Genomic DNA, 26,580 nt, shown 5'->3' with positions numbered 1-26,580 from the left:
TCCGTTGAATGCATGCACACTTGCACACTTTATCCTATCTTTGCACCTCAAAATAGCATTGAAGCATGTTCGATAGTTTAAGTGTAAAGCTCGACAGAGCGATTAAGACCCTCAAAGGTCAGGGAAAAATATCAGAGATTAACGTTGCCAGCACGATCAAGGAAATCCGTCGTGCGCTGGTGGAGGCTGACGTAAACTATAAAGTAGCCAAGGAAGTAACTGACGGCATCAAAGAAAAGGCGCTTGGCCGTGATGTGCTTATTGCCGTTTCTCCGGGCCAGTTGCTTACCAAAATCGTGCACGAAGAGCTCACCAGCCTCATGGGTGGCTCACAGGCTGACATCAATATCAGTGGAGACCCGGCCGTTGTGCTTATATCGGGTTTGCAGGGTTCTGGTAAGACTACCTTCACTGGCAAGCTTGCCAACAGATTGAAAAAGCAAGGCCGTCAGGTGCTGCTGGTGGCTTGCGATATTTATCGACCGGCGGCGATTGACCAGTTGAAAGTATTGGGCGAGCAGGTAGGAGTAGATGTATATGCTGAGCCTGAAAACAAAAACGCTCTTCAAATTGCCCAGAATGGTATCGCCCAGGCGAAAAAGACAGGCAAGAAAATAGTGATTGTCGATACGGCCGGTCGTTTGGCTGTCGATGACCAAATGATGGCTGAGATTGAAGGCCTGAAAAAATCACTAAAGCCCACAGAAACGCTCTTCGTGGTCGACTCAATGACAGGTCAGGATGCTGTGAACACAGCCAAAACCTTCAACGAAAGACTCAACTTCGACGGCGTAGTGTTGACCAAGCTGGACGGTGACACACGTGGTGGTGCCGCATTATCCATCAGAGCGGTGGTTGACAAGCCTATCAAGTTTATTTCGACTGGCGAGAAAATGGACGCCATCGACCTGTTCCACCCCGACAGGATGGCCCAGCGGATTCTCGGTATGGGTGATGTGGTGTCTTTGGTAGAAAAAGCACAGGAGGCCTTCGATCAGCAGGAAGCCGACAGGATCAACAAGAAGATCCGAAAGAACCAATTTGGCTTTGACGATTTCCTTTCTCAAATCGATCAGATCAAAAAGATGGGCAACATCAAAGACCTGATGGGTATGATTCCCGGCATGGGAAAAGCCCTGAAGGATGTGGATGTCGATGATGATTCATTCAAACCCATTGAGGCGATCATTAAGTCGATGACACCTAAAGAAAGGGAAAACCCCGATCTGATCAACGGCAGCCGCCGTCAGCGCATTGCCAAAGGAAGCGGCACCAGCATTCAGGAGGTTAACAACCTGATGAAGCAGTTTGAGCAAATGCGCAAAATGATGAAAACGATGAACAAAATGGGCGGAGCAAAAGCGGCGCTGGGCAACATGATGAGGCGCTAACCGCAGGCTACACGGCTTCTTGTTTTTTCGATTTTTGAAGGGCAGCTAGGAAATAGCGGGTCTTACTTTACGAAGCCGTGGCAACGGGGATATAGAGGGTGAACACGGAGCCCTTTCCCGCTTCACTCGACACCTCCACTCTGCCTCCATTTTTCTTCATAAAATCATTCACCAGATACAGCCCAAGCCCCTTACCCTTTTCACCGTCAGTGCCCAATTCTCCTTCACTCTGTTTCAGCGGGCTTTGAAACAGAATTCTTTGCTTTTCAAGCGAAATACCGGTTCCACTATCCGCAATTTTCACCGCCACCATGTTTCCTTCCGAGAAAGTATCGATGCCGATGTGGCCGCCCGTGGGGGTGAACTTTATCGAGTTGCTTAGAATATTCCTTATGCAAAACTCTAGCTGATCCCTGTTTGCTGACACCATCAGGTGGTTGCCAATTTCTGCCTGCAAAATAATCCCTTTCATTCGCAGCTGTTCAGCTGCCACCTTGACCACAGCTTCTATAGCTTTATTTACTTCAAAAGCGTCATTTATTCCGGGAGCCTGATTAATCTCTGCCTTCGCCCAAAGAATGATATCATCGGCCAGCGAAAGTGTCGAGGTCAGTTGCGAGTCAAACTTTCCGAGCACATCCTCCATTTCCTGATCCGAAAAATCTTTGTAGCTAGTCTTCAGCATCACCACAAACTGGGCCAGGGTGCTTATGGGGCTGCGAAGGTCGTGAGAAATAATAGAAAAGAACTTGTCCTTTACCCGCACCAACTCTTCAAGCTTCTTCGATTTCTCTTCTATCAATTCGTTTGTTGCGGCTAGCTCCTCGGTATACTTCTTCCGCAGCCTGCCTGAACGAACCAAAAGCAGTGCCAACATACCGAGCAAGGCAATGGAAAATACAAAAAAGTATATCTGGTATTGCTGAAGCGTAATCCTTTCTTCTTGCAACCGTCCTTCCTGCTTGAGCAGCTCATTCTCATTGGCTACCTTTATGGTTTGAAGCACCTGCTCCATCATATTGGCCATTTCTATCTTTTGCTGCTCGTATATTTTTTCATTAATAAGGCTGAACGCATCAAATGTCTCATCGGCCAAATCATACTGTTTGTAGAAGAAATAGTGGTTGATCAGCTGCGCATAAGCCTGCCGCTCCTGAGAAAGCAGCACGTTGTCGCCAGCCAGCAAAAGCGCTTGTTTCAACATACGCTCTTCGTCCGACTTCCTTGCCCTCAAATGATAAATCTTTGCCATCATCAGGTAAACGTCAAACGTAGCCTCTTTTTGAGAATCTTTCCCCAGCTCTTCTGAGATGGCTAGCGCTTCCTCAAAATACCCTTCGGCACCTTTAAAATCCTTTCTCTCAAAGGCTATCTGTCCAAACACCTTGTAGCAAGAAGTCAACACCTGTTTGTTGTCAACAGCTTTAAAAATTTTTGTGGCCTGCTGGGTAACTTGTTGCGCCGTTTTCAGATCGCCTATAAAAAGGTAGTTCTCACCAAGATTATGAAGAGTGACACCATAACGCTCGGGCATGTCAAGCCTGGCATAGATATCAGCGGCCTTCTTTTGGTATTCAATAGCCTTGAAATAGTCAAGCTGCCATCTGTAAACATGCCCCATGGAAATATAACAATCGGCTACTCCCCTTTGCGAGCCAATTGTCTCGAAAAGTGCCTGCGCTTTCTCCAACAGTTGCACAGCAGTGACAAAATCCTGCCGTATCGCATAGCTGCTGCCGAGGTTTCGGTAGGCATAGGCTTCACCATTTACGTAGCCAATTTCCACACTTAGTTCCAGTGCCTCACGTCCGTAAGAAAATGCTTCGAGAATAGAAACAAACTGATTTTCAAGGGCCAGCCTGTTGAGCATATCAACTTTTACACTATCCAAGGCGGTATAGGCTTCGTTTTCTGCTTTCAATCTATCAATAGTGCTCGCTTGCGAAAAAACAGCGGCGGGCATAGAAAGCAGAACAATAAAAAGAAAAACTTTGGCTGGTCGGATAAATCTCAAGGTTATAAGCAATGTCCTCCCGAAGATAAGCCGCCGACGCAATTATTACTACTAAAGCGTTGATTTTCAGTTAGCGCAACACACCTCCTTTGACGCACCACCACGGATATATCTTCATGACCAGCCTGCCTGCTTTTACCGCCGGATCCATCGCCACCAGCTTTTCCACCTCCTCCAAAGAGGTTACGTTGAAGACCAAAATCCCCCTGAATTCATCTTCGGACTCAACAGGCCCAGCCAGGTTTACATAGCCATTGCTTGCCATCCAGTTGATATGTGCCAGGTGCTTTTCCTGAATGGCCGCCGCTTCCTCTTTCGTCTGACTTCTGGTTGGCCCGCTATTGAGCATCACAAAAAAATACTTCTTCATGATGTACGTTGTATCTCCTTCCTGCATTTCAAAGAACTCAAAGCCATCAGCATCAGTTTGTACGTTCTGAGCCGAAGCAGAAAATACAGCGGCGCTGAAGAGCATCATAATCAGGTATCGTCTCATAGTTAAAAATTAAGGTAGTCAGTGAATGAATTTACAATTATTCAGCGGCCTCGCATTTTTATCACCACTGAAACCCAAGAATTCACCACCAAAGGCATACAAAACCAGTCTGTGTCCATTATTAAAAAAATAAGCTACGATATTAGGAAACTAAAAGGTTCCCTTTATATATTTGAAACCAAAAGGTTCCCTAATGCAAAGAGACGTATTCGCAGCCATTGCCGACCCCACAAGGCGAGAGATCATTACGATGCTGGCCAGCCAGCCTCTGAATCTTAACACCGTGGCCGACAAGTTCGACATCAGCAGGCCTGCGGTGGCCAAGCATTTGAAGCTACTGAAAGAGTGTGGGTTGATCGATATTGAAAAAAGAGGCAGGGAGAGCTTTTGCAGCGCCAGGCTCGATGGACTAAAGGAGGTAACAGACTGGACAGCAAAGATGAGGGCCTTCTGGACTCAGAAATTGGATGCACTAGAGGTGTTTCTGGAGAATGACCAAAATACAAAACAAGACAAAAATCATGAGTGACATGTTAAACCCCGGAAAACTCACCAATGAGTCCGACGGATACAAAGTGGTATTCGAGCGGGAGCTGCCATTTAGCTCCGAGGCAGTTTGGGAAGCAATTACAAATCCCGACAAGCTGGCGACATGGTTCATGGTAACAGAAATGGAGTTCAAACCAGGTGGCAAAATGATCATCCGCTTTCCTGAACCCGACAATTCTGAATCGTTTGGAAAAATAACCAGGATCGTTCCTAACAAGCAGTTTGAGTACTACTGGGAAGAGGAGCTTGTTATCTGGGAGCTTCAGGAGCAGGGCTCCGACCGATGCCTTCTCACGCTTACACATAGCAAAGTGGATGGGCAATGGGCAAAGTCAGTTCCGGCGGGCTGGCATTTTATGCTTGATACACTGGAAGAAATACTGGCAGGCAATAAATTGACCACAAACACTCCCGATAGACAAGAGACCCTGAAGGCGCAGTACGCCGAAATGTATAAGCACCTATAAACAAGCAATAATATGGCAAAGACTCCATTTACCATCGAAAAAACATACAAGGCACCCACTAAAAAAGTGTGGGAAGCCATCACCGACAAAGACAAAATGAAGGTTTGGTACTTTAACCTGGCTGAGTTCAAGGCTGAGGTCGGCTTTGAGTTTCAGTTTAAAGGTGGCCCACCTGAAAAACAGTACCTGCACATTTGCGAGGTGACCGAAGTGATTAAGGAAAAAAAGCTCACACATAGCTGGCGCTACGACGGAGAGCCGGGTATCTCTTACGTTACCTGGGAATTGTTTGATCAAGGCAGTTCTACCCTACTTCGGCTTACCCACTCTAACCTGGAAAGCTTCAACAGCGGTAATCCGGATTTGGTACCAGAAAACTTCGCCGCCGGATGGACGGATATTGTGGGAAGGAGCTTGAGAGAGTACCTGGAGGGGAAATAACAGCAATAATCACTGTGTCTCTTCACCTAAAAAGCTATGTCGGCCGGCAAGTGCATACAAACTTCCATCCATGTAGTCGGTAGTCGTTTTCATTTTTGGCGATATTTTCTTTTAGCCCTAATCAAACTGTATCGAAAATCGTCGAACAGCAAGCTGAGCAATAAAACTACGGCAGCAAATACCAGCGTATTTAATTTCAGGTCCATTTTAGAATAGAAAAAACCGCCGGCAAGTCCTCCGGCAAAAAAGAATGAAATAATGTATATGCGCAGTTTGATGGTCGATTTTAGTTTCTCCCTGTTCGGATGCGATTTAGGGAAGAGTAGCTGGGAGATTTCAATACCCAGGTCAGTGAAAAGCCCTGTGAGGTGAGTGGTTCTCACGATTGTGTTGGAAATTTTTGTTACGTAAGAATTCTGGAGCCCCATGGCAAAAAGCAGTAAACAGGCGATGACATCAGGATACGTGATGTCCACTACGTTGCTCAGCAGACCTATCGAGAGCAAAACCAGAGACTCAATTGTTGTGGGCAAAACATAAACATTCCATCTTTTATTTTCCCGGAAGAGCTCAATAAGAAAGCTTGACAAGAACGAGCCAAAGAAGAAAGAGAAAATGTAAAGGAAATACACCGTCCCTCTCCAAAACTCCAAATTTGACACGTCATAAATAAACAGTGCGAAGTGGCCGGTCACATTTGTAGTTAATTGTTGGAGAGCTAAAAAGCCAGTTACGTTCACAATGCCAGCTACAAAGGAAAGTACGGTGGCAATTTGCAGGTTATGCTTCAGTGTCCTGCTTTTACCTTGATGCCTGAACATGAGATGATCACTTTATTTGCCCATTGGTTGGATATAACACGCCTTCCCTTGCTATCCCTCGGGGGCTCGCTAAGCTACTTGTTTTTTCTTCACAGCGAAAGGAATCCTTCAAATGTCCATCTCAGGCACGCTGCCCGGCTCCAAAACATACCACCAGCACAACGGAACCGACGACCTCAAAGCCTTCACTACTTTGGCACAACAGTCACAATCACTCTTTTGTATCTGGTTAATACCGGACTCCCCTTGTCTGACAGTTTTAGGATGAAATGTAGTGTTTCTTCCTTGTCGACGACCGGTGCCTTCACATACACTCCATGTACGTTTTCAGCAGAGATATCTATTTGGTTCTTATAGCTGCCTGCCTCGGGGTAGTGGAACCAGAGAAAGCTCAGGTTGTCTCCGTCGGGGTCGGTAGAGCTAAAGGCATCCAGGCCAAAGCCCTCTCCCGACTTCGCCGTCAGCCGGTCGGCGTGCTCAAGCACTGGCGTTGGCGGGTGGTTAGCTTCTTCATACGACATCGTGCACCAGTCCATTCTGGCAGCAAAGTCATTCTGAAAGTCGTCTCTCCAGCGAAACAACGTCGCCTTGTTGTTATTGAAAGAAACCGTATCTCTGCGAACCGTGCGGCCGTACAGACTGGGCACGTACGGGGTGTAGCTATCCTTTGTATCCGTCCATATAGGCCTGGTTTCCTGTTCGAACGGAACCCCTGAGCTTCCCTGCTTCAGTGTGGCAATATCTGGCTTGTAGAGCTCATAGCGGCCACCCCAGCCACCCCATTCCGGATGCTCGGGCTCATTGAGTCCGTTGGGAATCAAACCCAGGAACGATGGTGTGTCGCCTTCCATCCCCCAGGCTACGTCCGGGTATTCCACCCCCAGCGGGCCATGGTCTTGCTGAATGTTCTGCGCTATCCATGGGTTGCTTATTTTTTCATTGTCTATGCCTTTAATCACGTTGTTGATGGCACTCCATGTGGCACTGCCGTAATGGTCGCCGGGACTCACGATGTAAAACAGGCTGGGGAAATTATTCCTGATCCAGATGCCGCTGTCATCCTGGTCTGATATGGTGTACACCCGCAGCTTGGCGATGAGTCGTTTCGCTTCTGCCGGCGATTTGGTTTTCTGAATCTTGTGCAGGGCCTGAGCCAGTGTATTCACGCCCCCCCAGGCTGTTACCCACAAAGGGCGGTTGTCCTTTTCCTCCAGCACTTTAATGATCCAATCCGACCCTTCTGAGTCCTTTCCATCGCCCACTCCCAGCATGCCATACACCGGCAGCCCCTCCTTCACTATCGCCAGCAAAGCGCTGGCCTCAGGAAAACCAGCCTCATGCTTCAACAGGTTAGGCTGCACCTTGCCATAAGCCCTGATCACTTTCCGAATTGACTCCGGGGCTACACTCGTTTTCTTCCAAATGGAGGTGGTGGCTACCATTCCCTTGATGTCTATTACATTGGAGTACAGCACCAGCCGGACGAAAGATTCGATGTCATCGGGTTCCGCCTCAATATCGGACAGGATAACTACCCGGTGTTTTTGCATCGGCTGACTGAGCAGGACGCTGGTGCTGAGCGTCAAAAAAAAGGGGACAAGAAAATTCTTCATGGTGAGTGTAGTTTAATCAATAGTCAAAGACCTAAATTTAATCTCGGTTTCAAATCAAAACTACCCGTATGTGTAATTAAGTATGACTGTAGCCTTCTCTACAACCAGTTGTGATTTGCTTTCATCCCGGGCGGGCAGCCTATTGATCTTTGACGTATCGGAAACAACTACTTAACGTCAGACCCTATCTCCAATCCAGTTGTGATTTGCTTTCAACTAATGATCTTTGACGTATCGGAAACAACCCTGGCACTGGCGATTCTCTCCGGAGACTTGTTGTGATTTGCTTTCAAGCCCATAAGGGCGAAATATGATCTTTGACGTATCGGAAACAGTAAAAACCCAATTTTTACCCCCCACTTTATAGGTTGTGATTTGCTTTCATCCCGGGCGGGCAGCCTTTTGATCTTTGACGTATCGGAAACAGTGAAAAATTAGCTGTGACGTTGCAAGATTTGGTTGTGATTTGCTTTCAACTAATGATCTTTGACGTATCGGAAACAGTTTAGCCGTTGTATGAATAGATGTGACTGTGTTGTGATTTGCTTTCAACTAATGATCTTTGACGTATCGGAAACAGTCGCCTGGCCGTAGCGAAGGCACGTAGCTCTGTTGTGATTTGCTTTCAACTAATGATCTTTGACGTATCGGAAACAGTGAAGTAACACCAGCACTCCACCAAGCAACAGTTGTGATTTGCTTTCAACTAATGATCTTTGACGTATCGGAAACAGTTACTGGTATTGTTAGGATTACCACCAGGCAGTTGTGATTTGCTTTCAACTAATGATCTTTGACGTATCGGAAACAGTACCGGAGTAGTTGCAGAGCCGTTGGTGTACGTTGTGATTTGCTTTCAACTAATGATCTTTGACGTATCGGAAACAGTTTCTATCAAAAGCGTAAACCTTCGCATAGTGTTGTGATTTGCTTTCAACTAATGATCTTTGACGTATCGGAAACAGTCTATTCATCTGGGAGTACTCCTTCAGAATAGTTGTGATTTGCTTTCAACTAATGATCTTTGACGTATCGGAAACAGTTACCGGCTGAATGGCTATCCTTACCGGTACGTTGTGATTTGCTTTCAACTAATGATCTTTGACGTATCGGAAACAGTTTTTCTTAACCAGCTATTGTTCCAATTAAAGTTGTGATTTGCTTTCAACTAATGATCTTTGACGTATCGGAAACAGTACGACCTCATGGAAGCCATCGAATGGCAAAGTTGTGATTTGCTTTCAACTAATGATCTTTGACGTATCGGAAACAGTCCCTACCCCGTAATTACCCTGCCCAACACAGTTGTGATTTGCTTTCAACTAATGATCTTTGACGTATCGGAAACAGTACGTCTATTTTACCAGCGATGCAGGTGTGGGTTGTGATTTGCTTTCAACTAATGATCTTTGACGTATCGGAAACAGTATACCCTACCATTACACACTGGTAATCAACTGATTAACCGAACAAACAGGATCAAAAAACTAAACAACTTGTGGTGCATACCGACTGTTGACCGATACTTTCTAAATCCTGGCTCCGAAAAGGGCCGGGATTTTTTGTTTAAAACAATTCCAATTGCTGGGGGGTATCGGGCCTGTCCTTCATTTCCGGCCCGATAAAAAACTCCATCATGCCAAACTGCTTGTCAGTTAAAGTAAACACAATCACTTCCCCCTTGGGCGGCAAAAACCGCTTCACTCGCTTGATGTGCACGTCGGCATTTTCCCGGCTGTTACAGTGGCGCACATAAATGGAGTATTGCATCATGCTGAAGCCGTCTTTTTGCAAATTCTTTCTGAACTGGGTGTAGTGGTACCTGTCCTTTTTGGTGTCGGTAGGCAAATCAAAAAATACGAAGACCCACATGATGCGGTATTGGTTGAGTCGCTCGGTGGCGGCAGCACTGCTCACATTTCCGGATAGGCAAGTGTTCGGCTTTCTCCTTCGTAGCAGGCCATCAGGCTGGCCGTGGTGCGTTGCATGGCCACCATCAGGGGGCTTTTCATGCCATCGATGCTAACGTCCAGGGTAGGAACAGTCAGCAGCCGGGCTTTTTCTTCCTTACCCAGCTCTTCGGGCAGTTCGTCCATGGTATGCACCATGTCGAGCACCAGTCTGTCCACATAAGGCCGGTAGGGCTCCATCACGTCGTCGGCCAGGCAAAAGGCATTGTATTTGTTGCGGTGGTGGATACCCATAGCCGGCAGGCATCCGCTGCCCACCAGGCTGCGGGCTACTACTGCCCTCAGTATGGCATAGCCGTAGTTGAGCATGTTGTTGGGCGGCTCTCCGTAGCGGTGGCGGGTGAAATGGTCTACATGCTCAAACAGGTTTTTCCAGTACCACGCCGCTGCCCGGCCTTCGAGGTTCACCGGGTCGCCACTGCCCACCTGCTCGGCCCAGCGCTGCATATTGTCGGTGGGCAAACCCAACTCACTGAGCAGGGTTGCCTGGTTGCGGATTTTGGCTTGCACGGTTTGCTTCCAGAGTTGCTTTTTCAGGGGCTGGCTGGCATCGAGCTGCGCCCGCAGCTTTTCGGTAAACAGGCTGTTGGCACTCATGGGCAGCACCAGGCCGTTGGGCAGGTGGCGTTCATCGCAAAACAGCAGGGCGGCGTTGTTGCTTATCAGCGCATTGGCCAGGCCATGGGTGAGGCTCACCTGCTGATGGTCGAGCACCACCAGGCCAATGTCTTCGATGGGTACCGAGGCAGATGGCCTCACTTCGTCCTTGAAGTCCACCACCAGCTGGTCTTGCTGTTTTTTCAAATAGGCTGGGTTACCGAAGTAAAGGGTACGTTTGATCATGGTTGAGCAGGTCTAACGTTGCCTAGTCTGTCCACCTGGAGTTTGATGCAATAGTTCTTTAAGGACATGCCTTCAAGGTTTTGATATGCATTTTGAGAACCAAATTCTTTTCCTTTTACAATTGTATCGGCTATGAGATGCTTGATAAAGTAAATTTCATTTCCACTATACTTTGTCACATAATGAATATTCCTGCTTCGTGCCTCCTTATCCTTCCAAAACGCTTCATACAACGGACTTTGAGGATCGGTAATCATTTCTTCTCCTTCTGAAGGCATATAAACAAGGTCGCCTTGTTTCAAGGTAAATAATAGAGTGGCTCCCTTTGTAGCTTTGTTGTCCTCTTCAAAATATTTTTTAAAAACTTGGTCTTTATTGATGCTGTTTTTATCCGAAGCATTTTTTAAAGCATCTTTCAGAAGATTAGTGGCATCAAAGAATGTAATAAGATCAAAAATTCGTTTGCCGTCTTTTTCCACAACTGCAAAAAGGTAGTTATCGCCTGTTTTTACATAAAGAGACTGATTAAAAGCCTTACGTCTGTCCAACTGCTGTAAAGTGTCTTCAACTTCTTCTTGTCCCTTTTTAATTTTAATTTTTGATGGATCTCGATAAAATACTCGCACTGATGAGATTGGAGTGTGTGGTGCTGTCTCACCAATTCTTTTCTTTTTTCCCTTTCTTGCCCATTCCTTTTTTCTTTTTTTATCTGCTAGTTTTTGATTCAAAGCCAGTATCCCTTCTACTGAGAATGCTTCTTCTTTCTTATTTTCAAAATCTTTCAAATGATCTTTGATGGCTTGTTTCAAATACTCATTAGTAATTTTTTCAATGGTTTTCTCAGTGGCAAATTGTTTACCTGCAAACTTTGATAAGGGAATACGATACGCCTCAATGCCCTGAGATTTTCCATATAAGGTGCCTTCATGTAGCTGCCCTCTAATTTTGACCTGAAGCTTGCCAGTTTTTTGAAGTACTCCGTTTTTATCTTTTCGCTCTTCTTGTTGAATCAAGAGTTTGTCTTTTGGTTTTTGAGAAACAATAATTTTCTGAATTTCTTGTTCTGCATTTTCTGGAAACCCACTCCAAGGCAGATCAACAGCCTTGAATTTTTCAATCTGTTTAAAAATTGCTTCTCTTTTGTCTTTGTCAAGATTGAGAATTTCATCTAATAGCTCGCTTGGACTTCCTTCAAAGTCAGGTAAAAACTCTTTTCTATGCTCGTCCAGCCATGTTTGAAGTTCCTTGTTTAGATCATTCAACCGTTTTACATGTGTAGGTTCAGTACAGGCTATTACTAAGGCATCAATGGCGTGATGTCTGTGATCTATACGTTTACTCCATCCCTTAATAATCAGTTTATTATTCTTTCTTTGAAAAAAGTTGGCGTTAAATGACTGAATAGATTGTTCTTTGGTTAGTTCTATTTCTGCGAATGGGATATCCTTTTCGTTATACTCTTTCTTCTTTTTATTGAATGTTTTGACGTAATTTTCATACTCTAGTTCGGCAAGTAAAGATTTAGCTTTTTCGTATCGACTCTTTAAAAGACTCTTAAACTTATCTGTCAGCCCCCACTGGTTTCTCAGATAGTCGGTAACTCCTCCTGTGGTTGTTTTTACATTTTCATTTCCCACAATCCTGTTTAGTTCTTCTTTTACTCTTACCGATATGTACTGAGTCTCTTTCATTTGTCTGGCGATCGGGTCATCAGGCACTTTGGTAGCCAATAGATTTTTCCTTTTTATACCCTGAAACCGCTCATTTACATGTTTTATAAAGTTTTCTTTAGGGAATACACTTGGCAAGCTTGATCCTATCTCAAAATATTCCATTGCTGTACGATTGCTTTTCTCCTGATTCACGGATTTTTCGCAAATAACCTTGTTAGTAAATGAATCATCGAAGTAGCGTGATTGTGGAATTATATGGTCAACGTCGTAGCGCTCACGATTAAATAAATCAGAGAGAGAAATAGGCTGTCCAGTATATGGTGAAATATGCCCTTGTTCCCTCCATAGCCTCATTTTCTCAATTTCGGATTTTGACGGATCCCTATATTGCTTTACAAATTCGTCTGCAAGATTTTCCTGCGACAACCAAAGTTTATATTTCTCGATATTGGTCAGTGTTATTTCTTGCTTCAGTTCTATCAGCAAGTTCTTAACTTCATCATTGGCTTTCCTGTTTTCATTATTTGATTTGTAGACTTTGGCTCTTCGGTCAGCGTTGTTCTTCAGTTCTCTAGCCAGTTCAAGTCTTATTTCATCCGGCTTTCCGTACTCTTTCCATATATCTTTTACAACCATCAAAGCCTCACTTATCAGTTGCTCGACAAGAGGATTTCGTAATTCGCCTGGCATGAGCCGTTGAATCTCCTGGTAGCTGCTGATTTGCTCATCTTTACTATACTCTTTGGCGGTGTGCTTTCCGTAAGCCAGGATTGTAGCATAGGCATTCATGATCCCACCATCAACAAGAAGGTCAATATTATTTTCCAAGTGTTCTTGCGCAGCTTTTTCAAATGGATCGGTTACACTCTCATTGAGTAACCGGATGATTTTTTCCTTCAGAACATATGAGAAATTATTGTCAAAATATCTCCCGACTCTTACGAGAGGGAGAATTTTCTCAACAGCTTTAAGGCTGAGAGCCGAATAGCTTCTGCTGAATTTCACCTTACTTATATGAATCGCTGTTTGCTTATAATCAGTGAGGCCGGGAACGTATTTTTTGATAAACTGCAAAACTTTCGATGTACGCTCACTGTCTATATCATATTCGTTACCCTTTGCATGGTACAAAATGTCCCAAAGTTCTACCTGTCTGTTTTTATCAGCCAACCCAAGTTGTTCCCAAAGTAAATCTCCTAAAGCCTTGTATATATTTAGCTTTGTTTCATTTCCTCTCAATTTGGCTTTTGGGTTCATTCCATTGAGAAAATCGACCCCCTCTTGAAGACTATGCTCTTTTTTTAATTTGTTGAACACTACACCAAAGCTGATTTCTTTCTTGTTCTGTAGCTCATCAAAGAGCCATTCTTTAAGTAAAGCAGGAATAGGCCTATCCACATATTTATATTTAATCTCTCCCTTCCGATTTTTCCCGCTCTCAGTTTTGGTATTTATCGTCAGTTTATTGATTTGTTCCCATATTTTATACTCCTGAAAAATAGGATGACTTTTAGCAACAGCTTTTTCTCCTTTTTCAAAGCGACAATCAGATATTAAGTGGTTTTGGTCTTTCAGCTCCCTTTGGTAGTAGATAATTTGATTTCGAATAATATGATATAGCCCTTTTTCAATACCTGCTTTCCGATATTTTTCCTGGGTCTCCTTAGTGCCAGGAAAGATGAATTGGGTTATGCATGATAATTTGTCTTGAGGTAGATCGGTTAGAAACAAGTAATGCTTGCTTTGCTCTTTCCATATAGCATCAAATTCTGATTGATAACGGGACCGTAAGACAACATTGTTTCTGATTTTTGCCCATCTGTTTTCTTTAAGGACGGTAAGAAAATATTCTGACAGGTAAACTTCTCTCCCCCTTTCTCTAGACAATTCAGTCAATTCTTTTTCCAAATTCTCCATTTTCTTTCGCCAGCTTGTTTTATTGGGTAATTTGAATGTAGTGGTCGAGCCAAACTTTTTAGAAAAGGTAGTATTCACAAGCAACTCGAAGGATTCATCTATTTTCAAAATTTCCAGGAAAGTATCTCCCTCTAACACTCCATCTTCTGTTTCGATAGATGCTTTGTATTTTTTAAGTTCTTTGTTTTTGAATATCACCTTTTCGGGTTCGGATAGTGATAATACCTTCCCAAACGTCACGTAGCTTTCATTGCCTCTTTTCTCGTTGCTGTCTGTTTCTTCTTCTGAGTCGTCTTCTTTTTCGGGTTCATTACCTCCTCCCGAATAGCCACGTAGTTGATTGAATAGGTAAATTATTTTACCCAATTCTTGTAGTGAAACTGCTTCATTTAAGGCTTTTGCTCTCAATTCTAGCAAGTCGAGAGCTGAGTATTGCTTTTGATTTTTATTGATTGGAAGAATAGAAAGTTTGTCTAGCATCAATGGATTTTCGAAAGGTTCTGACAATCTGATTTGTTCAGGCAACATGTCTAATTGCTGCAAGACGTAGATTAGCTTGTTTCTTCTTTGTTTGTAGCGTTTATTGAGTTTACGCATTCCACGAGCAATTCGCCTATTGGCATTTTTCGTTTGTGCCTGCCCCTGTTCAAACTTGCTCAATTCCTGCCCCATAGGAATAATACGACTTCCCATTCCCAGGATCTGTCCTCGTTTATCTGCAAAGTCGTGTTCAATAAGCGCCCACCCAATTGAGTTTGTCCCCAAATCCAGTCCTAAAATCTTTTTCATATGTCTTTACTTATTCGGTATTATTTCTAGTTTTACTATCTGAAAGCAAATCACAATAAGGATTATTCCGTTGTGAAAACATTTAAAGCGGGGATTCTAACGAGTCCTCGCTTTTTCTTTTTGAATGTTTCACGAACTCCTTTTATATCTACTATTTGATGAGTAAAACATTTAAGCCGCTTCGTCTTACAATGCGGGGCATTTTTTCACCCCAATTCCTAAAATTTCTCGAATACAATAAGAAGTTTCTGCCATTAGTCGGCAGAAAAAATACTTTACTTAGAAAGGTTCACAGGGAATAATTAAAAAAATATGGCTGGCCAGTGAAAATTTAGAGAACAATTCGATTAAAACCTAGCAAATTTCCTTCGTAAATTGTTTACAGAATTAGCGGTAGCTTCAGAAACTGCAGCCCTCACCACCAACCCACATAAAAAAATCCCGCAGATCGCTGCGGGATTCTAGGTTAGGACCTTAGCCTTAAGGACACGTATCATTCAGCCTCCTCTTCAAAGTCCTGCTCATGGCCGGCCGCCTTGGTGTACCTGATGGTCATAAGCTCCTCCTTCATTTCCAGGCTTGGGGCAAAAGACACCTTGCTACCAAGAATGCTGTAGTTACTTACTTCACCAGGTAGCTCGTGCCCTTTGCTTTTCAAATTCACTTTGAAACGACCCAGCTGCCCAAGGTTCACATTGCGACCGTTGCGCAGAAACTTGGGTACCAGCTCCAAAAAGTTTTCGATAACAGCAAAGGCATCAGCGGTGGTAACGGTGCTTCTGGAGGAAATCTCCTTCACCATTTCCCGGAGAGTGGCTTCCCGCTCTCTTACGATACCTGCGTAGAACTTGTACTGACCGCCGCCTGCCACTCCCGGCTCGGCTTTGCGGATGGTTTTATACAAAATAGACATAATTGAAAATTGTTAAAATGTGAATAAATGATTTAAGGTGTACTTATGACGAAAAACCAACTTTGGAAAACCTGTCTGGCGCCTTGAACGAAGCTTTATGAGAGGGAATATTCAGTTCATTTCGTACAGTAATTCTCATTTCAATATTAGTGCCAAAACACCTCTATTCACTCCAATTATCAGAAAAAAATTCTATTATTTTTCTCATTTAGTTTTTTTATCCTGATTGATAAAGAAACGCCTTATAAAGGTAAACCATTTTGGAGTTTCGTCGTTTAAAACACATCTCAATAAAGCACATTTTTTACATTTCAATCGATTGTATTTGCATACCCGAATTTTTGCATCCATCTTAAGTCATGCATCGAAATTTGCTCTAAAAGTCGCCATAAGCTGCCCTTCAATATTTGCATTATTTCATAATAACGAAAACAGGCATTTTATTACAATCAACTTCCTAAATACGTGATAAATCACCCACTTTCCCTCAGCAAAAAATGAGCGTTTTCCGTTGAAGCTTCAATGGACTCTTGTCGAAGCTTCAATGAGCTCCCGTTGAAGCTTCAATGAGTTCTGGCTGAAGCTTCAGTCGGGCCCGGTTGAAGCTTCAACTGTAAACGGAACAAGCTAGCACCGTTAACGATACAAGCTTGAGCAGGAAAAGGTCGAAGCTTCAGCGACAGCCGACACAAGCTTGAAAGGGAATCGGCTCAGGCTTGACTGGAGATGAGAGGAAGCTTCAGGTGGAAACGATCTGTAAGGTGATGATAGCAGTGAGTCTTTAGAAGACACTGCAAGGTCATGGGGATCTCTCTCCGCCTCCCGATAGCCATCGGGGTAGCGGATCGAGATGACGTTGCGATGGAGACTGTAGTGCAGCGGCGGCCTTGCTGGTGAATCCCTTCAGGTTCTCAGCGTGAGGGATAGCAGTAGACGCCCCGTTGGGTGAACCACAAGTCGGTGCCGTCAAAAGGAAAGCAAAGGCCACTGACAGTCAAGAGGTGCAATTGACGAATGACTTGAAGGAAATGTTTGATTTTAGGGTTTTGAGAACGGTCTGTGTATGGTGCGCATCCCAACGGGAGCACTACACACCTCTTGCGAGTAGTTTATTTCTGTTTCCTTACTATCCGCTTAAACCGTTACTTTCTTTCCTGTTTTTCATGTGTATAAAATTTAATTTTTAGCGGCCACATGGAATAGCCCAAGTTCCTTTGAAAATGAAAATCGATTGCTCTACGACGTTATTCATCGTTCCACGCCGGTCTCGTTGGGTGTGGCTCTCCTTATGGCTATTTCAACTGTTATTAATTGTTTGTAATAATTGTCGATTCTAGCATGTGCTGTGCCGTCAATCAACAAAATAACAACCATCATGGCAATGGTTGTAATCATGCTCGCCCGCCAAACAGGTGTATTCATGAATACAATCACCAGCGCACACGCAGCGATAATTAATGGAATGGCTTTAAAAACAATGGTTTTATATTCCTTTAAAGTGCTTTCAGCACGCTCAATTTCTGATGCTACAAAAGCCGGGGCGTCAGTATTATAAGCAGTTTCAAATTCTGTGATTCTTGATTTGTTGGTGTAAAACAACCCAAGTCCTATGATCAAAAGTAAAACACCTGCCACCATGGTGGGGATGATGTATGCTTTTGCTATGTCGGTTTTACCGAGCTGCCAAAAACCGACGCTTGCTGTTAAAAACAAAATCGCAAAAAAGATAAAGAATCGTGTTGAGAAAACTTCGGCTTTGGCCCATTCGGTGGCTAATTTTAATATTTCCATGGTTAGTTCAATTTATATTTTTCTCTGTAAGCGGATGGGCTGATGCCTTCCTTCTTTTTGAATAATCTCGAAAAATAGGGCGGATATTCAAAGCCCAGTTCATAAGCCACTTCAGAGATCGTTTTATTGGGATTCAATAAGAAATTCTTTGCTTCATCAATCAGGTACAATTGCAAATGTTCGGTTGAAGTTTTTCCCGTTTCCTTTTTTAGTGTATCGCTCAGGTAACGTTGCGAAACCGAAAGTTGATCCGCAATTTGCTCGATGCTGGGAATTCCTTTTTCCTGTAGTTGTCCTGAATCAAAATAGATTTCTAACTGCTGATTAAACTGCTCCAGCAAATCATTCGACATTTCCTTTCGGTTAATAAACTGCCTTTCGTAAAAGCGATTGGCATATTTTAAAAGCGTGCTGAGTTGCGAAATAATGATGTCTTTGCTGAATTCATCCTGGTTGTTCTGGTATTCAATTGCAATACTTTCCACAATCGATTCAATCTGCTTTTCTTCTTTGGGTGAAAGGTGCAGGGCTTCATTGGCGGAATACGAAAAGAAACCATATTTCTTAATCTGATGCGCCAACTCGGTCCCTTTCAGAAAATCCTCGTGAAAATTGATAGAGAACCCTTTTTGGTCATAAACCATGCTTTCATTCCATTGCAGCACTTGCCTTGGTGCAATGAATATCAATGCGCCATTGGTAAAATCATATTGCGTTCGTCCGTAGTTTAAATCGCCTTTTACCACCTTCTTCAAGCTAATGGAATAGCAATCGTTGGTAATGGGTGGTGAACTCTCTTTGGGGCATGGCAAAAAACCATCACCTGTAGCAGAAAACACACTCAACATAGGATGCTCCGGGCGTGGAAGTTCCAGGTACTCTATATAAGCTGATAATGTTTTAAAGTGCTGCATTGTGGCTAAATTAAATGTTCCACTCCAAACCTGTTGCCTTTTCAGACACTTCCCACAATTTCTCTGCAACGGCCTTATCTTTTGCGTGCGGTTCTATTTTATGTGCTCCAACTGGACCAACCCAGTTGCTTCTTCCTGTCGGGCCATAAAAACCACTTTGGTCTAAATTCGGTTCTGTTGCACACATTAATTGTGGATAAGCCCCTTTTTCAGCCGATTGTACTAATGGTGAAAACATCATTAGATTATAGATGAATTTCATCATAAAACTACCACTGGTATTTATCAAGTTGGTTCTTGAAGCACCAGGATGACAAGCGTAGGCCTTCACATCTGTTTTACCCGCTTTTTCCAATCTATCCTGTAATTCATAAATGGCCATAATTTGTGCCAATTTACTCTGGCTATAGGCAGTATTAGCATTGTAACCCTTATCCCAATTCATGTCATCAAAATTGATGGTTTTCATCCCCATATCATAACCCATACTACCAACTGTAACAATACGTCCTTTAGATTTTTCAATAAGCGGGAACAATAAGGCTTGAAGTGTAAAATTGCCATAGTAATTCGTTCCCATTTGACTTTCCCAGCCATCTACTGTTAACGTTTGTTTAGGTACTTGGGCAATGGCAGCGTTGCAGATAAGTGCATCGATTTGAGGAACTTTTTTAAGAACTTCTTCCGATGCTTTTTTTACAGAAGCTTGTTCTGCCAAATCCATCTGTATGGATGTTACATCTATGTTATTTCCAAGTTCTTGCTTCAAAGCTACGATGGTGTCCTTTGATTTCTTTGGGTTTCGATTTAGCATCACCACCTTTGCTCCTTTTGACAGCAATATTTTCGCTGCTTCAAATCCTGTGCCGCTGGTAGTACCCGTTATAATGTATGTTTTACCTTTGAGAGACCCGATTCGATCGGGTGTCCAACCTTGTTTACCAAATTGAGTTGTATTCATCTTTGCTTGTATTTTGTTGATACAAAGATCAATACAGAACACCGTTATGGTCTTATACACAATTTCGAATGATGTATACTTTTTGGTCTTTTTCAAATACACACACCATTTGGATATGAACCGGGTCTATATCCTCATCATATATTTATTAGAATATCGAGTATTTACCCCAATAAGTCACATCAATAGTCTTTTCAAACGTTCCTTGGCATGTATTCCAAAAGTATCCAGGGGTGGTCGGGCAGAAAGAATGACAAACCTGGCTGTGGGTCATGGGAATCTCTCACTTTGCCCCTATAAAAGATCGGGACCCGTTTCGAGATGATGTTGCTATGGAAGCAGTGGCAGACCGGCGGCCTTTCTGGCCGACCCTATCATGTTCTTTGCTTGAGGGAGAGCAGGCGGATAGCCCGCCGGGTGAGACACAAATTGGTGCTGGCAACAGAGAAGGCAAGGGCCACTGACAAGCAAAAGGTGCTGCTAACGAATGGCTCGAAGAATCTGTTTGATTTTTTGGGGTTTTGAGAGGATTCAAAGCGAAAATAACCACCAACAAAAACTATAGTGGGGCCATTGTTGATGGAAAACCAATATATTTAACTCCATGATAATATCGTAGCAGCTATCCTCTGTTAGTCTAACTTCAATGGCATGTGACATGCCTTCAGCTAAGTGTACGCAGGTCGCATTCTTGTCGGGCTGAGCAGCATGTTGACAATAGGATGAGGAAGGGGTATGAGTATGATACCAGACAACGCCAACCTTAAAGCCTCGGGCAAGACGATGGGTATTTGGTGTTGTATGGTTTAAGGCAGTAACATATGCAAGCAAGAGACTTATTGTTGTTTAATACAGCCGACAAGAAAGTAAGCGTTTCGGTGTATTTTCAGAACGGCACGTTTTGGCTTACTCAAAAGGCTATGGCGGAACTGTTTGGTGCAGAGCGTTCGGTAATTACCAAGCATCTCAAGAATATTTTTGCCAGCAATGAGCTTATGGAAAACTCAGTATGTGCAAAAATTGCACATACTGCCGTTGATGGTAAAAACTACAACACGCAGTTCTACCGCTTAGAAGCCATATTGGCCGTGGGTTACCGGGTAAACTCTATCCAGGCCACCGATTTTCGCAAGTGGGCCACCTCCACGCTCAATGAATTTATCATCAAAGGTTTTGTGATAGACGATGACCGCCTGAAGCAAGGCAAGCACTTTGATCACGACTATTTTGATGAATTGCTCGAGCGCATCCGTGAGATAAGGGCCAGCGAACGCCGGTTTTACCAGAAGATAACAGACCTGTATGCCCTAAGCACCGATTATGACAAGGAAAGTCAGCAAACTAAAGACTTCTTTGCTATGGTGCAAAACAAGTTGCACTGGGCCATCACTGGACAAACGGCCGCTGAAATAATCTATACAGAAGCTGATGCTACCAAACTATACATGGGCTTAAAAACATGGAAGGCCGCCCCTGATGGAAAAATACTAAAAAGCGATGTGGTGGTGGCTAAAAACTATTTGGCGCATCGGCATTTGGCAGAGCTAAACAGAATAGTGTCTGCTTATTTAGATTTGGCCGAAAACAATGCACAAAGAGGCATAGCATTTAACATGCAGCAATGGGCCAAATTTTTACATGCATTTTTAGAGCTGTCCAACTATCCCATATTAAAAGACAAAGGGAAAGTGAGCATGCTGGAAGCCAGGCTAAAGGCGGAAGCCGAATTCGAGAAATACAGGGTGATTCAGGACAGCCATTACGAAAGCGACTTTGACAGAGCAATTAAGAAGCTCAAGCCGTGAGGCGATGTTATGGGGGCGGTAATGCATCGGAAGCTTACCCCCGAAACCCATTAAGGAGGTCGCTTAGTCCTGAAGCACAGAGCGACCTCCTTTATTCGACCCTTGCTTGAGGGATAGCAGGCGGATAGCCCGCCGGGTGAGACACGAATTGGTGCTGGCAACAGAGAAAGCAAGAGCCACTGACAAGCAAAAGGTGCTGCTAACGAATGGCTCGAAGAATCCGTTTGGTTTTTTGGGGTTTTGAAGAAACGGCCCCGTAGATGCATAGTGCGGGATTTCAGGGAAATTCATTCCGCACCCGCACTAAACTTTTTTGGCTGCAAACACCTCAATTTTAGCATTTTGCAGTCCGTATTATGCTTACACGTTGTTGGGGGCCGTATTTATTTATTCTTATGCCCTGGTTCCCATATCAGTCGAACAAAAGAACTTAATCTCTCATTTTCACGACTCACAGGAATTCCCGCTATAATTCCGATTAACAAGTTGTCCGCAATTCCTAATCTCATTTGGGGCCGCATGGTCATGTCAAAGTATCCGTTGCGGATGGCCTTATTAAACTCTATTCCAATAAAGTTTCTTGTACCTGAAATCATGTAGTGAAAACTGGTATTGATATCAAAAGTTGTATGAAACTTATTTGAGCTAAAATTCTGCTCAATCTTGGGCCCTGTGTAGATCAATGAGTGAAAGTTGTTTCCCCATCGCTTGGCGACAACCAAAAAGGGATTGTAAACATTGCCCTTGATAAACGGCTTTCCAAAATTCCTGAAGTCGGAAAGTTCAAACTCGTTTATATACCCAAGTGCCATTGATGTAGCCATTGGCTCATTCACAAAAAATGACCACTGAGCAGCAATTTTTATACTGTTCAATAGGCTGGATAGAATTGAGTCATTTTCTGTTTTATGCATGGGCGCATAAAAAGTGAATGGAAGCTCCACTTCCAGACCTAATCTGTCAATCGGAGCCCACTCATATTCAATTAAAGCTTCATAGGAGTCGAACTTCAGGTTATCAGTCAGTCCTAACCCTAAATTCCATTCTTTTTCGCCTTTTCTAGCACCTAAATCACGGATTAAGTCAATGTACAGGGGTTCAGCATGTAAGACCTTGTCAGGTTCTTTGTGGTCTTCGATTTGTTGAATGTAAAGGCTGTCTTTTTCAGCATCACCAACTTGTGCTGCGCCGTATGTAGATGATGCCAATGCAACGATTAGCGTCAAAATATATTTGATGTTCATATTTGATTTGTTTTAAAAGCATTACGAAACACCCTACGTCCGTTTAGTCATAGGGTATTAGCAGACAAAAAACAAATCAAACTTTGGGTGGAGGGCTGTCTATTTCTTGGAAGCTACTTGACAATCGAGCGTCATAATCAAAATAGCTCCTTTTTCTTAAGACTAGTTGATCACTAGCATTTTTATGTTTTTCACTCTCAAGAACCAACAAGTCGATTTTTAAATTCTTTTTCTTGTTGTGGTCTTCGGTGTCATGATCCTCATACTCTTCGATTGCGTCTTCATAACCTAAAACCTTTTCAACTACTATTTCGACAATACTTTCTTGGTCATTGAATGACAAGTCTTCAGGGATATATTCAGGGTTAGGGTCTGCTGCGTCAACGCTAATGTTGAGCAGATAAATACCCATAGATCCCCAAAGGATTTTAGTGAATATGCTATTTCGTATTCGACTTATCACAGTACAAAGTTAACATTAGTTTGTTGATTTTATTAAATGGCCACCAACATCCGGGTATGAACCCAATCCATAAACCGATTTTACATATTTATTTGAGTGTCAAATATCTATTCAGATAAACAATATCAATGTCGTCTTTCAGACCTCCCAAAGCTTTCATTCCAAAAGTATCCAGGGGTGGTCGGGCAGAAAGAATAACAAACCTGGCTGCAACGCCATGGGGATCTCTCACTTTGCCCCTATAAAATATCGGGGCTCCGTTTCGAGATGACGTTGTTATGGAAGCAGTGGTAGACCGGCGGCCTTTCTGGTCGACCCTATCATGTTCTTTGCGTGAGGGAGAGCAGCGGAATGCCCGGAAGGTGAGGCACGAGCCGGTGCTGGCAACAGGGAAAACATGGGCCACCGAAAGCCTTAGTTGCCAGCCGGTTTACCTGTCATCCTTGATGTATTCCATCGTCCAAACGTTTTGTCTTGGGAGCCCTTTTTCAATTCTGGCTACATCCACCACCTCTTGAATAAATTGAGTTTTTGCCTTTGTATACTCCTCCAGTGAAGAAAAATTCCTGAGCACTAACTGTTCTTTCAAATAATTGTACCTGGTTACCATTTCCGGTCTCCTCCTCAAAAAGTCTCTGAATAGTATTTCGTTCCGTGAATAGAACTCAGCATCCCATGGCAATATGTGCAAATTATGCGTCCATATGTTCTCACTTGTATATTTGGTAAATAAATGCCGCTCGGCCATGCCGGTTGGGGTGTGGCGGTAACTGAGTGTAGAAAGCACGTGATGGTAAAAGGAAACTGTGCGAAAAGGCGAAACGGCCATAAATATATCAATTACCGGTTTTGCGCACTGGCCTGGAACTGCAGTGCTGCCAATATGTTCAATGGCTTTAACATGGTTTCGAAATGTGGCGAGGATTAATTCTCGTTCATTCTCGAACGCTTCTTTCCAATTTTCGCAGTATGCTACTATGCCTATCTCCATACCATCAACTTTCAAACCTGTCCAAACAATCAAAAATTATGAAGTATTGAACTCCCATTTTTAGCTAAATAAGCCTTTCGGCGCCTTACTGGGCCATTTGCGCTTTTTCCATGCTATTCAACCACCAACCTGTGCGTCTCCTTCCAGCGGTCGGTAGCCACTGTCACGAAATAAATGCCGGGCAATACACCATTTAGCGGCACCTCAGTCTGGCCAACGGTGGTAAAAGTGCCGTTGTAAACCTGGTGGCCATCGGACGAAAAAATATCAATGTGCGCCTGAGTCACGGAGGGAGGCAACCTCACACTTACATATTGGCTGGCAGGGTTTGGGTAGACTGCTGTAGCTATGCCTTTATCAACGCCTAGCACCGGCTCCTTTACAGACCCGTCGGTATAATACAGTGTACGATCCAGTTGCTGAATCAAATAGACTCGTCCGGTTGGACTCTCAGCAAAAACACAGTAATTGAACTGGGCTACGCCATCTATTACCAGTGGGTTAATATGTTTCTTCTCGAAACCTAGCCCCTGCTTTGAATAGGACACACCCGAAAGGTTCAGCGAGGTACCAAACCTGAAGGCATAACTGTCGCCATTAGCAGCGAAGTAGCTGTTGTGCGCCTCCAGGTAAAGCCATGGGTAGCCAAATGGCACCAAATGCTTGTGGCTCCATTCCTCTCCATTGACAGCCCTCTGAAAGCTGCTACTCAGGTTCAAAGAAGTGGCCACTCTACCGGAAGCACCCTGTAGGCTTAAGCGAATATTGTCCAGCCGATCAACTTCCAAGCTGGTTACCAGCACAATGCTAGTCGCTCCCAAACCATCCTTACCTCCCCAGTCGAACAAAGGGTCTGGAAATGCTTGCCAGGTGTCGCCATGATCGGTAGAATACAGCAAGGCCCCATCTGCCGATATGTACTCATTCAACGATGCATAAATGCGGCCCTGTGAGTCTTGTGCGAGGTGCGAAATATACTGATCCTGTGCCCTCCCGAGTTCAACTTTGCGCCAGGAGCGCCCGTTATCTACAGACTTGAAAAGTCCGTTCCCACGGAAATAGCCTACATCATTTACGACCTCCGGGTAGCCAGTGGCCACCAGCACGTCGCCGTTAGCCAACAACAGGATATCGGTCATAGCATTTACCTGTTGTAGCTGGCTGCTGTGCCAACTGTCTCCGCCGTTTAACGACACATATATGATGCCGTTGCCCGAAACGCCATAAATGGAGTCGCCAGACACAACGAGGTGAAAGAAGGGCACGGCGTCAACATTTAAGCTTGCCCATGACCGCCCTTCGTCGGTGCTCCTAACGATACCGTTGTTCGTTCCCAGGTAAATGTCTCCCTGACTATTTACCTGTAGCGAATAAAAGAAAGTGTTGTTTCCGAGGCGGGGCTCAAGGGTTTTCCAAAAATCGCTATTGAGCTGTGCTTTCACCAGAAGCGGAAGCAGCAGTAAAAAAATTGTGAGTCTCATCAGTTTTGAAAATAAAAACCAGACATCAAAGTGATAAAAATGGTTGCATTGGACCTTCGAAAAACCCTAAACTGCAAGTTGGGCGATCCACTCCCGGGCCTGCAAAGGGTCGGTGAAAAACTGTTCCCTCCCCGTGCCATACAAACTTTGGTATTTTTCAATTTTGGTAGCATCCTGATGAACATGGGCCGCAGCTACACACCTAATACCTCTTTTGGAAGTTAACAGCAGCCCGTTGGCCTCCTCGAACATATCGAGGTAACCTACCCTCCACCCGTAGCCGGCCAAGGTGCTGGGAATGATCTCCCTGTATCGTTTATGAGCGTCCACATTGATGGCACTAAAACCAAAGAGATCCACCAGTATTTTGAATTTCCCACCGTCGCCGATAGCGTCAAGTGCCTTGTAGAGAGAGGTTTCCCACTTTTCAATGTCTGAAATTGTTACATCCCCGCTGAGCCTGGTCACCAGCAGTTGCTCATGGGCCATCCAAAGGCTGTCTAAATTTTTCATAAGTGAAGAGTTTTTTGCTTCGACAAATTAAGAGCGATAAAAAAGGAACCGGATCAAAAATCATGAATGATCATGTTTGATTTTCTGATAGAGTTCGAGCGCACTCCGCTCCACCCAGCAGGCAGCCAGGCGATTGTCCCGAACGCTCCAAATAGCAATTCCGGTAAAGGCGACATTCCGACCGTCGGCCGGTAAGCCAAAAATTCCGTTGTTTTTTCCTGAACAGATCCACCGGGATATCACCCGGTCGCCAGCCTCACTTCGGATCGTTTCGTGGCTCACCGTGATGGCGTCGGCGAGCTTTTGTTGAAAAGTCCGAACCCATTCTTTAAACTCGCTGCGTCCGGTGATAGTGGCACCACCGGTGGTGATGGTATAATCTTCAGTCATCAGTTCATCGATGGCATTGAGATCATGAGATGGACCCCATACACGTTCCAAAAAAGAAAGCGCCAACTGCACAGGGTCAGCTATATTGTTGGCATTCATATTATAATGATATAAAAGTGATACGGCCTAT

At 44.0% G+C, this 26,580-nt stretch carries 22 protein-coding genes and 1 CRISPR repeat array; of the genes, 5 read left to right on the top strand and 17 right to left on the bottom strand.

Annotated features, from left to right (window positions below):
* Window positions 1–65: 65 nt before the first annotated feature.
* Entirely contained in the window at window positions 66–1,391 is a 1,326-nt protein-coding gene (gene ffh, locus RIF36_RS19030; protein WP_339810099.1) for a signal recognition particle protein, read from the top strand.
* Window positions 1,392–1,458: 67 nt separating this feature from the next.
* Here ffh and RIF36_RS19025 read toward each other — a convergent pair whose 3' ends face one another.
* Complete coding sequence (locus RIF36_RS19025) at window positions 1,459–3,405, bottom strand: ATP-binding protein (RefSeq protein WP_350129340.1); 1,947 nt, start codon at window positions 3,403–3,405, stop codon at window positions 1,459–1,461.
* A 70-nt stretch (window positions 3,406–3,475) separates the two neighbouring features.
* The gene (locus RIF36_RS19020; RefSeq protein ID WP_350129343.1) at window positions 3,476–3,901 is read right to left on the bottom strand and encodes a YciI family protein; all 426 of its coding nucleotides are present in this window, start codon (window positions 3,899–3,901) and stop codon (window positions 3,476–3,478) included.
* Between the two features lie 193 nt (window positions 3,902–4,094).
* Here RIF36_RS19020 and RIF36_RS19015 point away from each other — a divergent pair, with 193 nt between their 5' ends.
* From RIF36_RS19015 to RIF36_RS19005, 3 genes are read left to right on the top strand one after another with little or no spacing between them, the layout of a single operon-like run.
* Window positions 4,095–4,430, top strand: a complete 336-nt coding sequence (locus RIF36_RS19015; protein WP_350088300.1) for an ArsR/SmtB family transcription factor — start codon at window positions 4,095–4,097, stop codon at window positions 4,428–4,430.
* Complete coding sequence (locus RIF36_RS19010; RefSeq protein ID WP_350129346.1) at window positions 4,423–4,917, top strand: SRPBCC family protein; 495 nt, start codon at window positions 4,423–4,425, stop codon at window positions 4,915–4,917. Before RIF36_RS19015 ends, RIF36_RS19010 begins: the two co-directional genes overlap by 8 nt.
* A 12-nt stretch (window positions 4,918–4,929) precedes the next feature.
* Entirely contained in the window at window positions 4,930–5,358 is a 429-nt protein-coding gene (locus RIF36_RS19005; protein WP_350070211.1) for an SRPBCC family protein, read from the top strand.
* Between the two features lie 89 nt (window positions 5,359–5,447).
* On the opposite strand, the gene RIF36_RS19000 is transcribed toward RIF36_RS19005, so the two are convergent.
* The 9 genes from RIF36_RS19000 to RIF36_RS18960 all read right to left on the bottom strand — a co-directional run bounded on the left by RIF36_RS19000 (window position 5,448) and on the right by RIF36_RS18960 (window position 19,563).
* Window positions 5,448–6,179, bottom strand: a complete 732-nt coding sequence (locus RIF36_RS19000) for a YoaK family protein (RefSeq protein ID WP_350129349.1) — start codon at window positions 6,177–6,179, stop codon at window positions 5,448–5,450.
* Between the two features lie 188 nt (window positions 6,180–6,367).
* Window positions 6,368–7,792: a DUF1593 domain-containing protein gene (locus RIF36_RS18995; RefSeq protein ID WP_350129352.1), complete on the bottom strand. Its 1,425-nt coding sequence runs from the start codon at window positions 7,790–7,792 to the stop codon at window positions 6,368–6,370.
* Between the two features lie 458 nt (window positions 7,793–8,250).
* A CRISPR array of direct repeats spans window positions 8,251–9,220; the repeat unit is 47 nt; unit sequence GTTGTGATTTGCTTTCAACTAATGATCTTTGACGTATCGGAAACAGT.
* A gap of 138 nt (window positions 9,221–9,358) precedes the next feature.
* Window positions 9,359–9,664, bottom strand: coding sequence for a CRISPR-associated endonuclease Cas2 (gene cas2 / locus RIF36_RS18990; RefSeq protein ID WP_151999186.1), 306 nt, complete (start codon window positions 9,662–9,664; stop codon window positions 9,359–9,361).
* A gap of 41 nt (window positions 9,665–9,705) precedes the next feature.
* Window positions 9,706–10,605 carry a type II CRISPR-associated endonuclease Cas1 gene (gene cas1, locus RIF36_RS18985; protein WP_350129356.1) on the bottom strand — a complete coding sequence of 300 codons (900 nt, stop codon included), beginning with the start codon at window positions 10,603–10,605 and terminating at the stop codon, window positions 9,706–9,708.
* A complete protein-coding gene (gene cas9, locus RIF36_RS18980; RefSeq protein ID WP_350129359.1) occupies window positions 10,602–14,984 on the bottom strand; it encodes a type II CRISPR RNA-guided endonuclease Cas9 in 4,383 nt (1,460 codons plus the stop codon). Before cas9 ends, cas1 begins: the two co-directional genes overlap by 4 nt.
* 493 nt (window positions 14,985–15,477) lie before the next feature.
* On the bottom strand, window positions 15,478–15,897 hold the full coding sequence (locus tag RIF36_RS18975; protein ID WP_350129362.1) for an HU family DNA-binding protein: 420 nt from the start codon (window positions 15,895–15,897) through the stop codon (window positions 15,478–15,480).
* Between the two features lie 1,248 nt (window positions 15,898–17,145).
* Window positions 17,146–17,688, bottom strand: a complete 543-nt coding sequence (locus RIF36_RS18970) for a hypothetical protein (RefSeq protein ID WP_350129365.1) — start codon at window positions 17,686–17,688, stop codon at window positions 17,146–17,148.
* 2 nt (window positions 17,689–17,690) lie between these two features.
* Window positions 17,691–18,602 carry a helix-turn-helix domain-containing protein gene (locus RIF36_RS18965; protein ID WP_350129368.1) on the bottom strand — a complete coding sequence of 304 codons (912 nt, stop codon included), beginning with the start codon at window positions 18,600–18,602 and terminating at the stop codon, window positions 17,691–17,693.
* 10 nt (window positions 18,603–18,612) lie between these two features.
* Window positions 18,613–19,563: an SDR family oxidoreductase gene (locus tag RIF36_RS18960; RefSeq protein ID WP_350129371.1), complete on the bottom strand. Its 951-nt coding sequence runs from the start codon at window positions 19,561–19,563 to the stop codon at window positions 18,613–18,615.
* A gap of 821 nt (window positions 19,564–20,384) precedes the next feature.
* Between RIF36_RS18960 and RIF36_RS18955 the strand changes: the two genes are divergently transcribed.
* Window positions 20,385–21,368, top strand: coding sequence for a virulence RhuM family protein (locus RIF36_RS18955; protein WP_350070226.1), 984 nt, complete (start codon window positions 20,385–20,387; stop codon window positions 21,366–21,368).
* Between the two features lie 383 nt (window positions 21,369–21,751).
* Here the strand turns inward: RIF36_RS18955 and RIF36_RS18950 are convergent, their stop codons facing one another.
* The 6 genes from RIF36_RS18950 to RIF36_RS18925 form a co-directional block, all read right to left on the bottom strand.
* A complete protein-coding gene (locus RIF36_RS18950) occupies window positions 21,752–22,612 on the bottom strand; it encodes an HAEPLYID family protein (protein ID WP_350129374.1) in 861 nt (286 codons plus the stop codon).
* Window positions 22,613–22,688: 76 nt separating this feature from the next.
* Complete coding sequence (locus tag RIF36_RS18945; RefSeq protein ID WP_350070232.1) at window positions 22,689–23,024, bottom strand: hypothetical protein; 336 nt, start codon at window positions 23,022–23,024, stop codon at window positions 22,689–22,691.
* 481 nt (window positions 23,025–23,505) lie between these two features.
* Window positions 23,506–24,066, bottom strand: a complete 561-nt coding sequence (locus tag RIF36_RS18940) for a GrpB family protein (RefSeq protein WP_350070235.1) — start codon at window positions 24,064–24,066, stop codon at window positions 23,506–23,508.
* 113 nt (window positions 24,067–24,179) lie between these two features.
* Window positions 24,180–25,547 (bottom strand): T9SS type A sorting domain-containing protein, encoded by a 1,368-nt coding sequence (locus tag RIF36_RS18935; protein WP_350129377.1) that lies wholly within the window; start codon window positions 25,545–25,547, stop codon window positions 24,180–24,182.
* A gap of 66 nt (window positions 25,548–25,613) precedes the next feature.
* Window positions 25,614–26,060 (bottom strand): hypothetical protein, encoded by a 447-nt coding sequence (locus RIF36_RS18930; RefSeq protein ID WP_350129380.1) that lies wholly within the window; start codon window positions 26,058–26,060, stop codon window positions 25,614–25,616.
* A 60-nt stretch (window positions 26,061–26,120) separates the two neighbouring features.
* The gene (locus RIF36_RS18925) at window positions 26,121–26,549 is read right to left on the bottom strand and encodes an ester cyclase (protein WP_350070243.1); all 429 of its coding nucleotides are present in this window, start codon (window positions 26,547–26,549) and stop codon (window positions 26,121–26,123) included.
* Window positions 26,550–26,580 lie beyond the last annotated feature (31 nt).

Source organism: Imperialibacter sp., from assembly GCF_040222815.1.
Lineage (GTDB): Bacteria > Bacteroidota > Bacteroidia > Cytophagales > Cyclobacteriaceae > Imperialibacter.
Note: the sequence above shows the minus strand (reverse complement) of the source record. Positions and strands in the feature narration are given on the sequence as shown.

Excerpts from the sequence above, each read along its gene's own strand:
- ffh (WP_339810099.1), top strand. The coding sequence starts at position 66 with ATGTTCGATAGTTTAAGTGTAAAGCTCGACAGAGCGATTAAGACCCTC.
- RIF36_RS19020 (WP_350129343.1), bottom strand. The coding sequence starts at position 3,901 with ATGAGACGATACCTGATTATGATGCTCTTCAGCGCCGCTGTATTTTCT.
- RIF36_RS19015 (WP_350088300.1), top strand. The coding sequence starts at position 4,095 with ATGCAAAGAGACGTATTCGCAGCCATTGCCGACCCCACAAGGCGAGAG.
- RIF36_RS19010 (WP_350129346.1), top strand. The coding sequence starts at position 4,423 with ATGAGTGACATGTTAAACCCCGGAAAACTCACCAATGAGTCCGACGGA.
- RIF36_RS19005 (WP_350070211.1), top strand. The coding sequence starts at position 4,930 with ATGGCAAAGACTCCATTTACCATCGAAAAAACATACAAGGCACCCACT.
- RIF36_RS19000 (WP_350129349.1), bottom strand. The coding sequence starts at position 6,179 with ATGTTCAGGCATCAAGGTAAAAGCAGGACACTGAAGCATAACCTGCAA.
- RIF36_RS18995 (WP_350129352.1), bottom strand. The coding sequence starts at position 7,792 with ATGAAGAATTTTCTTGTCCCCTTTTTTTTGACGCTCAGCACCAGCGTC.
- cas2 (WP_151999186.1), bottom strand. The coding sequence starts at position 9,664 with ATGTGGGTCTTCGTATTTTTTGATTTGCCTACCGACACCAAAAAGGAC.
- cas1 (WP_350129356.1), bottom strand. The coding sequence starts at position 10,605 with ATGATCAAACGTACCCTTTACTTCGGTAACCCAGCCTATTTGAAAAAA.
- cas9 (WP_350129359.1), bottom strand. The coding sequence starts at position 14,984 with ATGAAAAAGATTTTAGGACTGGATTTGGGGACAAACTCAATTGGGTGG.
- RIF36_RS18975 (WP_350129362.1), bottom strand. The coding sequence starts at position 15,897 with ATGTCTATTTTGTATAAAACCATCCGCAAAGCCGAGCCGGGAGTGGCA.
- RIF36_RS18970 (WP_350129365.1), bottom strand. The coding sequence starts at position 17,688 with ATGGAAATATTAAAATTAGCCACCGAATGGGCCAAAGCCGAAGTTTTC.
- RIF36_RS18965 (WP_350129368.1), bottom strand. The coding sequence starts at position 18,602 with ATGCAGCACTTTAAAACATTATCAGCTTATATAGAGTACCTGGAACTT.
- RIF36_RS18960 (WP_350129371.1), bottom strand. The coding sequence starts at position 19,563 with ATGAATACAACTCAATTTGGTAAACAAGGTTGGACACCCGATCGAATC.
- RIF36_RS18955 (WP_350070226.1), top strand. The coding sequence starts at position 20,385 with ATGCAAGCAAGAGACTTATTGTTGTTTAATACAGCCGACAAGAAAGTA.
- RIF36_RS18950 (WP_350129374.1), bottom strand. The coding sequence starts at position 22,612 with ATGAACATCAAATATATTTTGACGCTAATCGTTGCATTGGCATCATCT.
- RIF36_RS18945 (WP_350070232.1), bottom strand. The coding sequence starts at position 23,024 with ATGGGTATTTATCTGCTCAACATTAGCGTTGACGCAGCAGACCCTAAC.
- RIF36_RS18940 (WP_350070235.1), bottom strand. The coding sequence starts at position 24,066 with ATGGAGATAGGCATAGTAGCATACTGCGAAAATTGGAAAGAAGCGTTC.
- RIF36_RS18935 (WP_350129377.1), bottom strand. The coding sequence starts at position 25,547 with ATGAGACTCACAATTTTTTTACTGCTGCTTCCGCTTCTGGTGAAAGCA.
- RIF36_RS18930 (WP_350129380.1), bottom strand. The coding sequence starts at position 26,060 with ATGAAAAATTTAGACAGCCTTTGGATGGCCCATGAGCAACTGCTGGTG.
- RIF36_RS18925 (WP_350070243.1), bottom strand. The coding sequence starts at position 26,549 with ATGAATGCCAACAATATAGCTGACCCTGTGCAGTTGGCGCTTTCTTTT.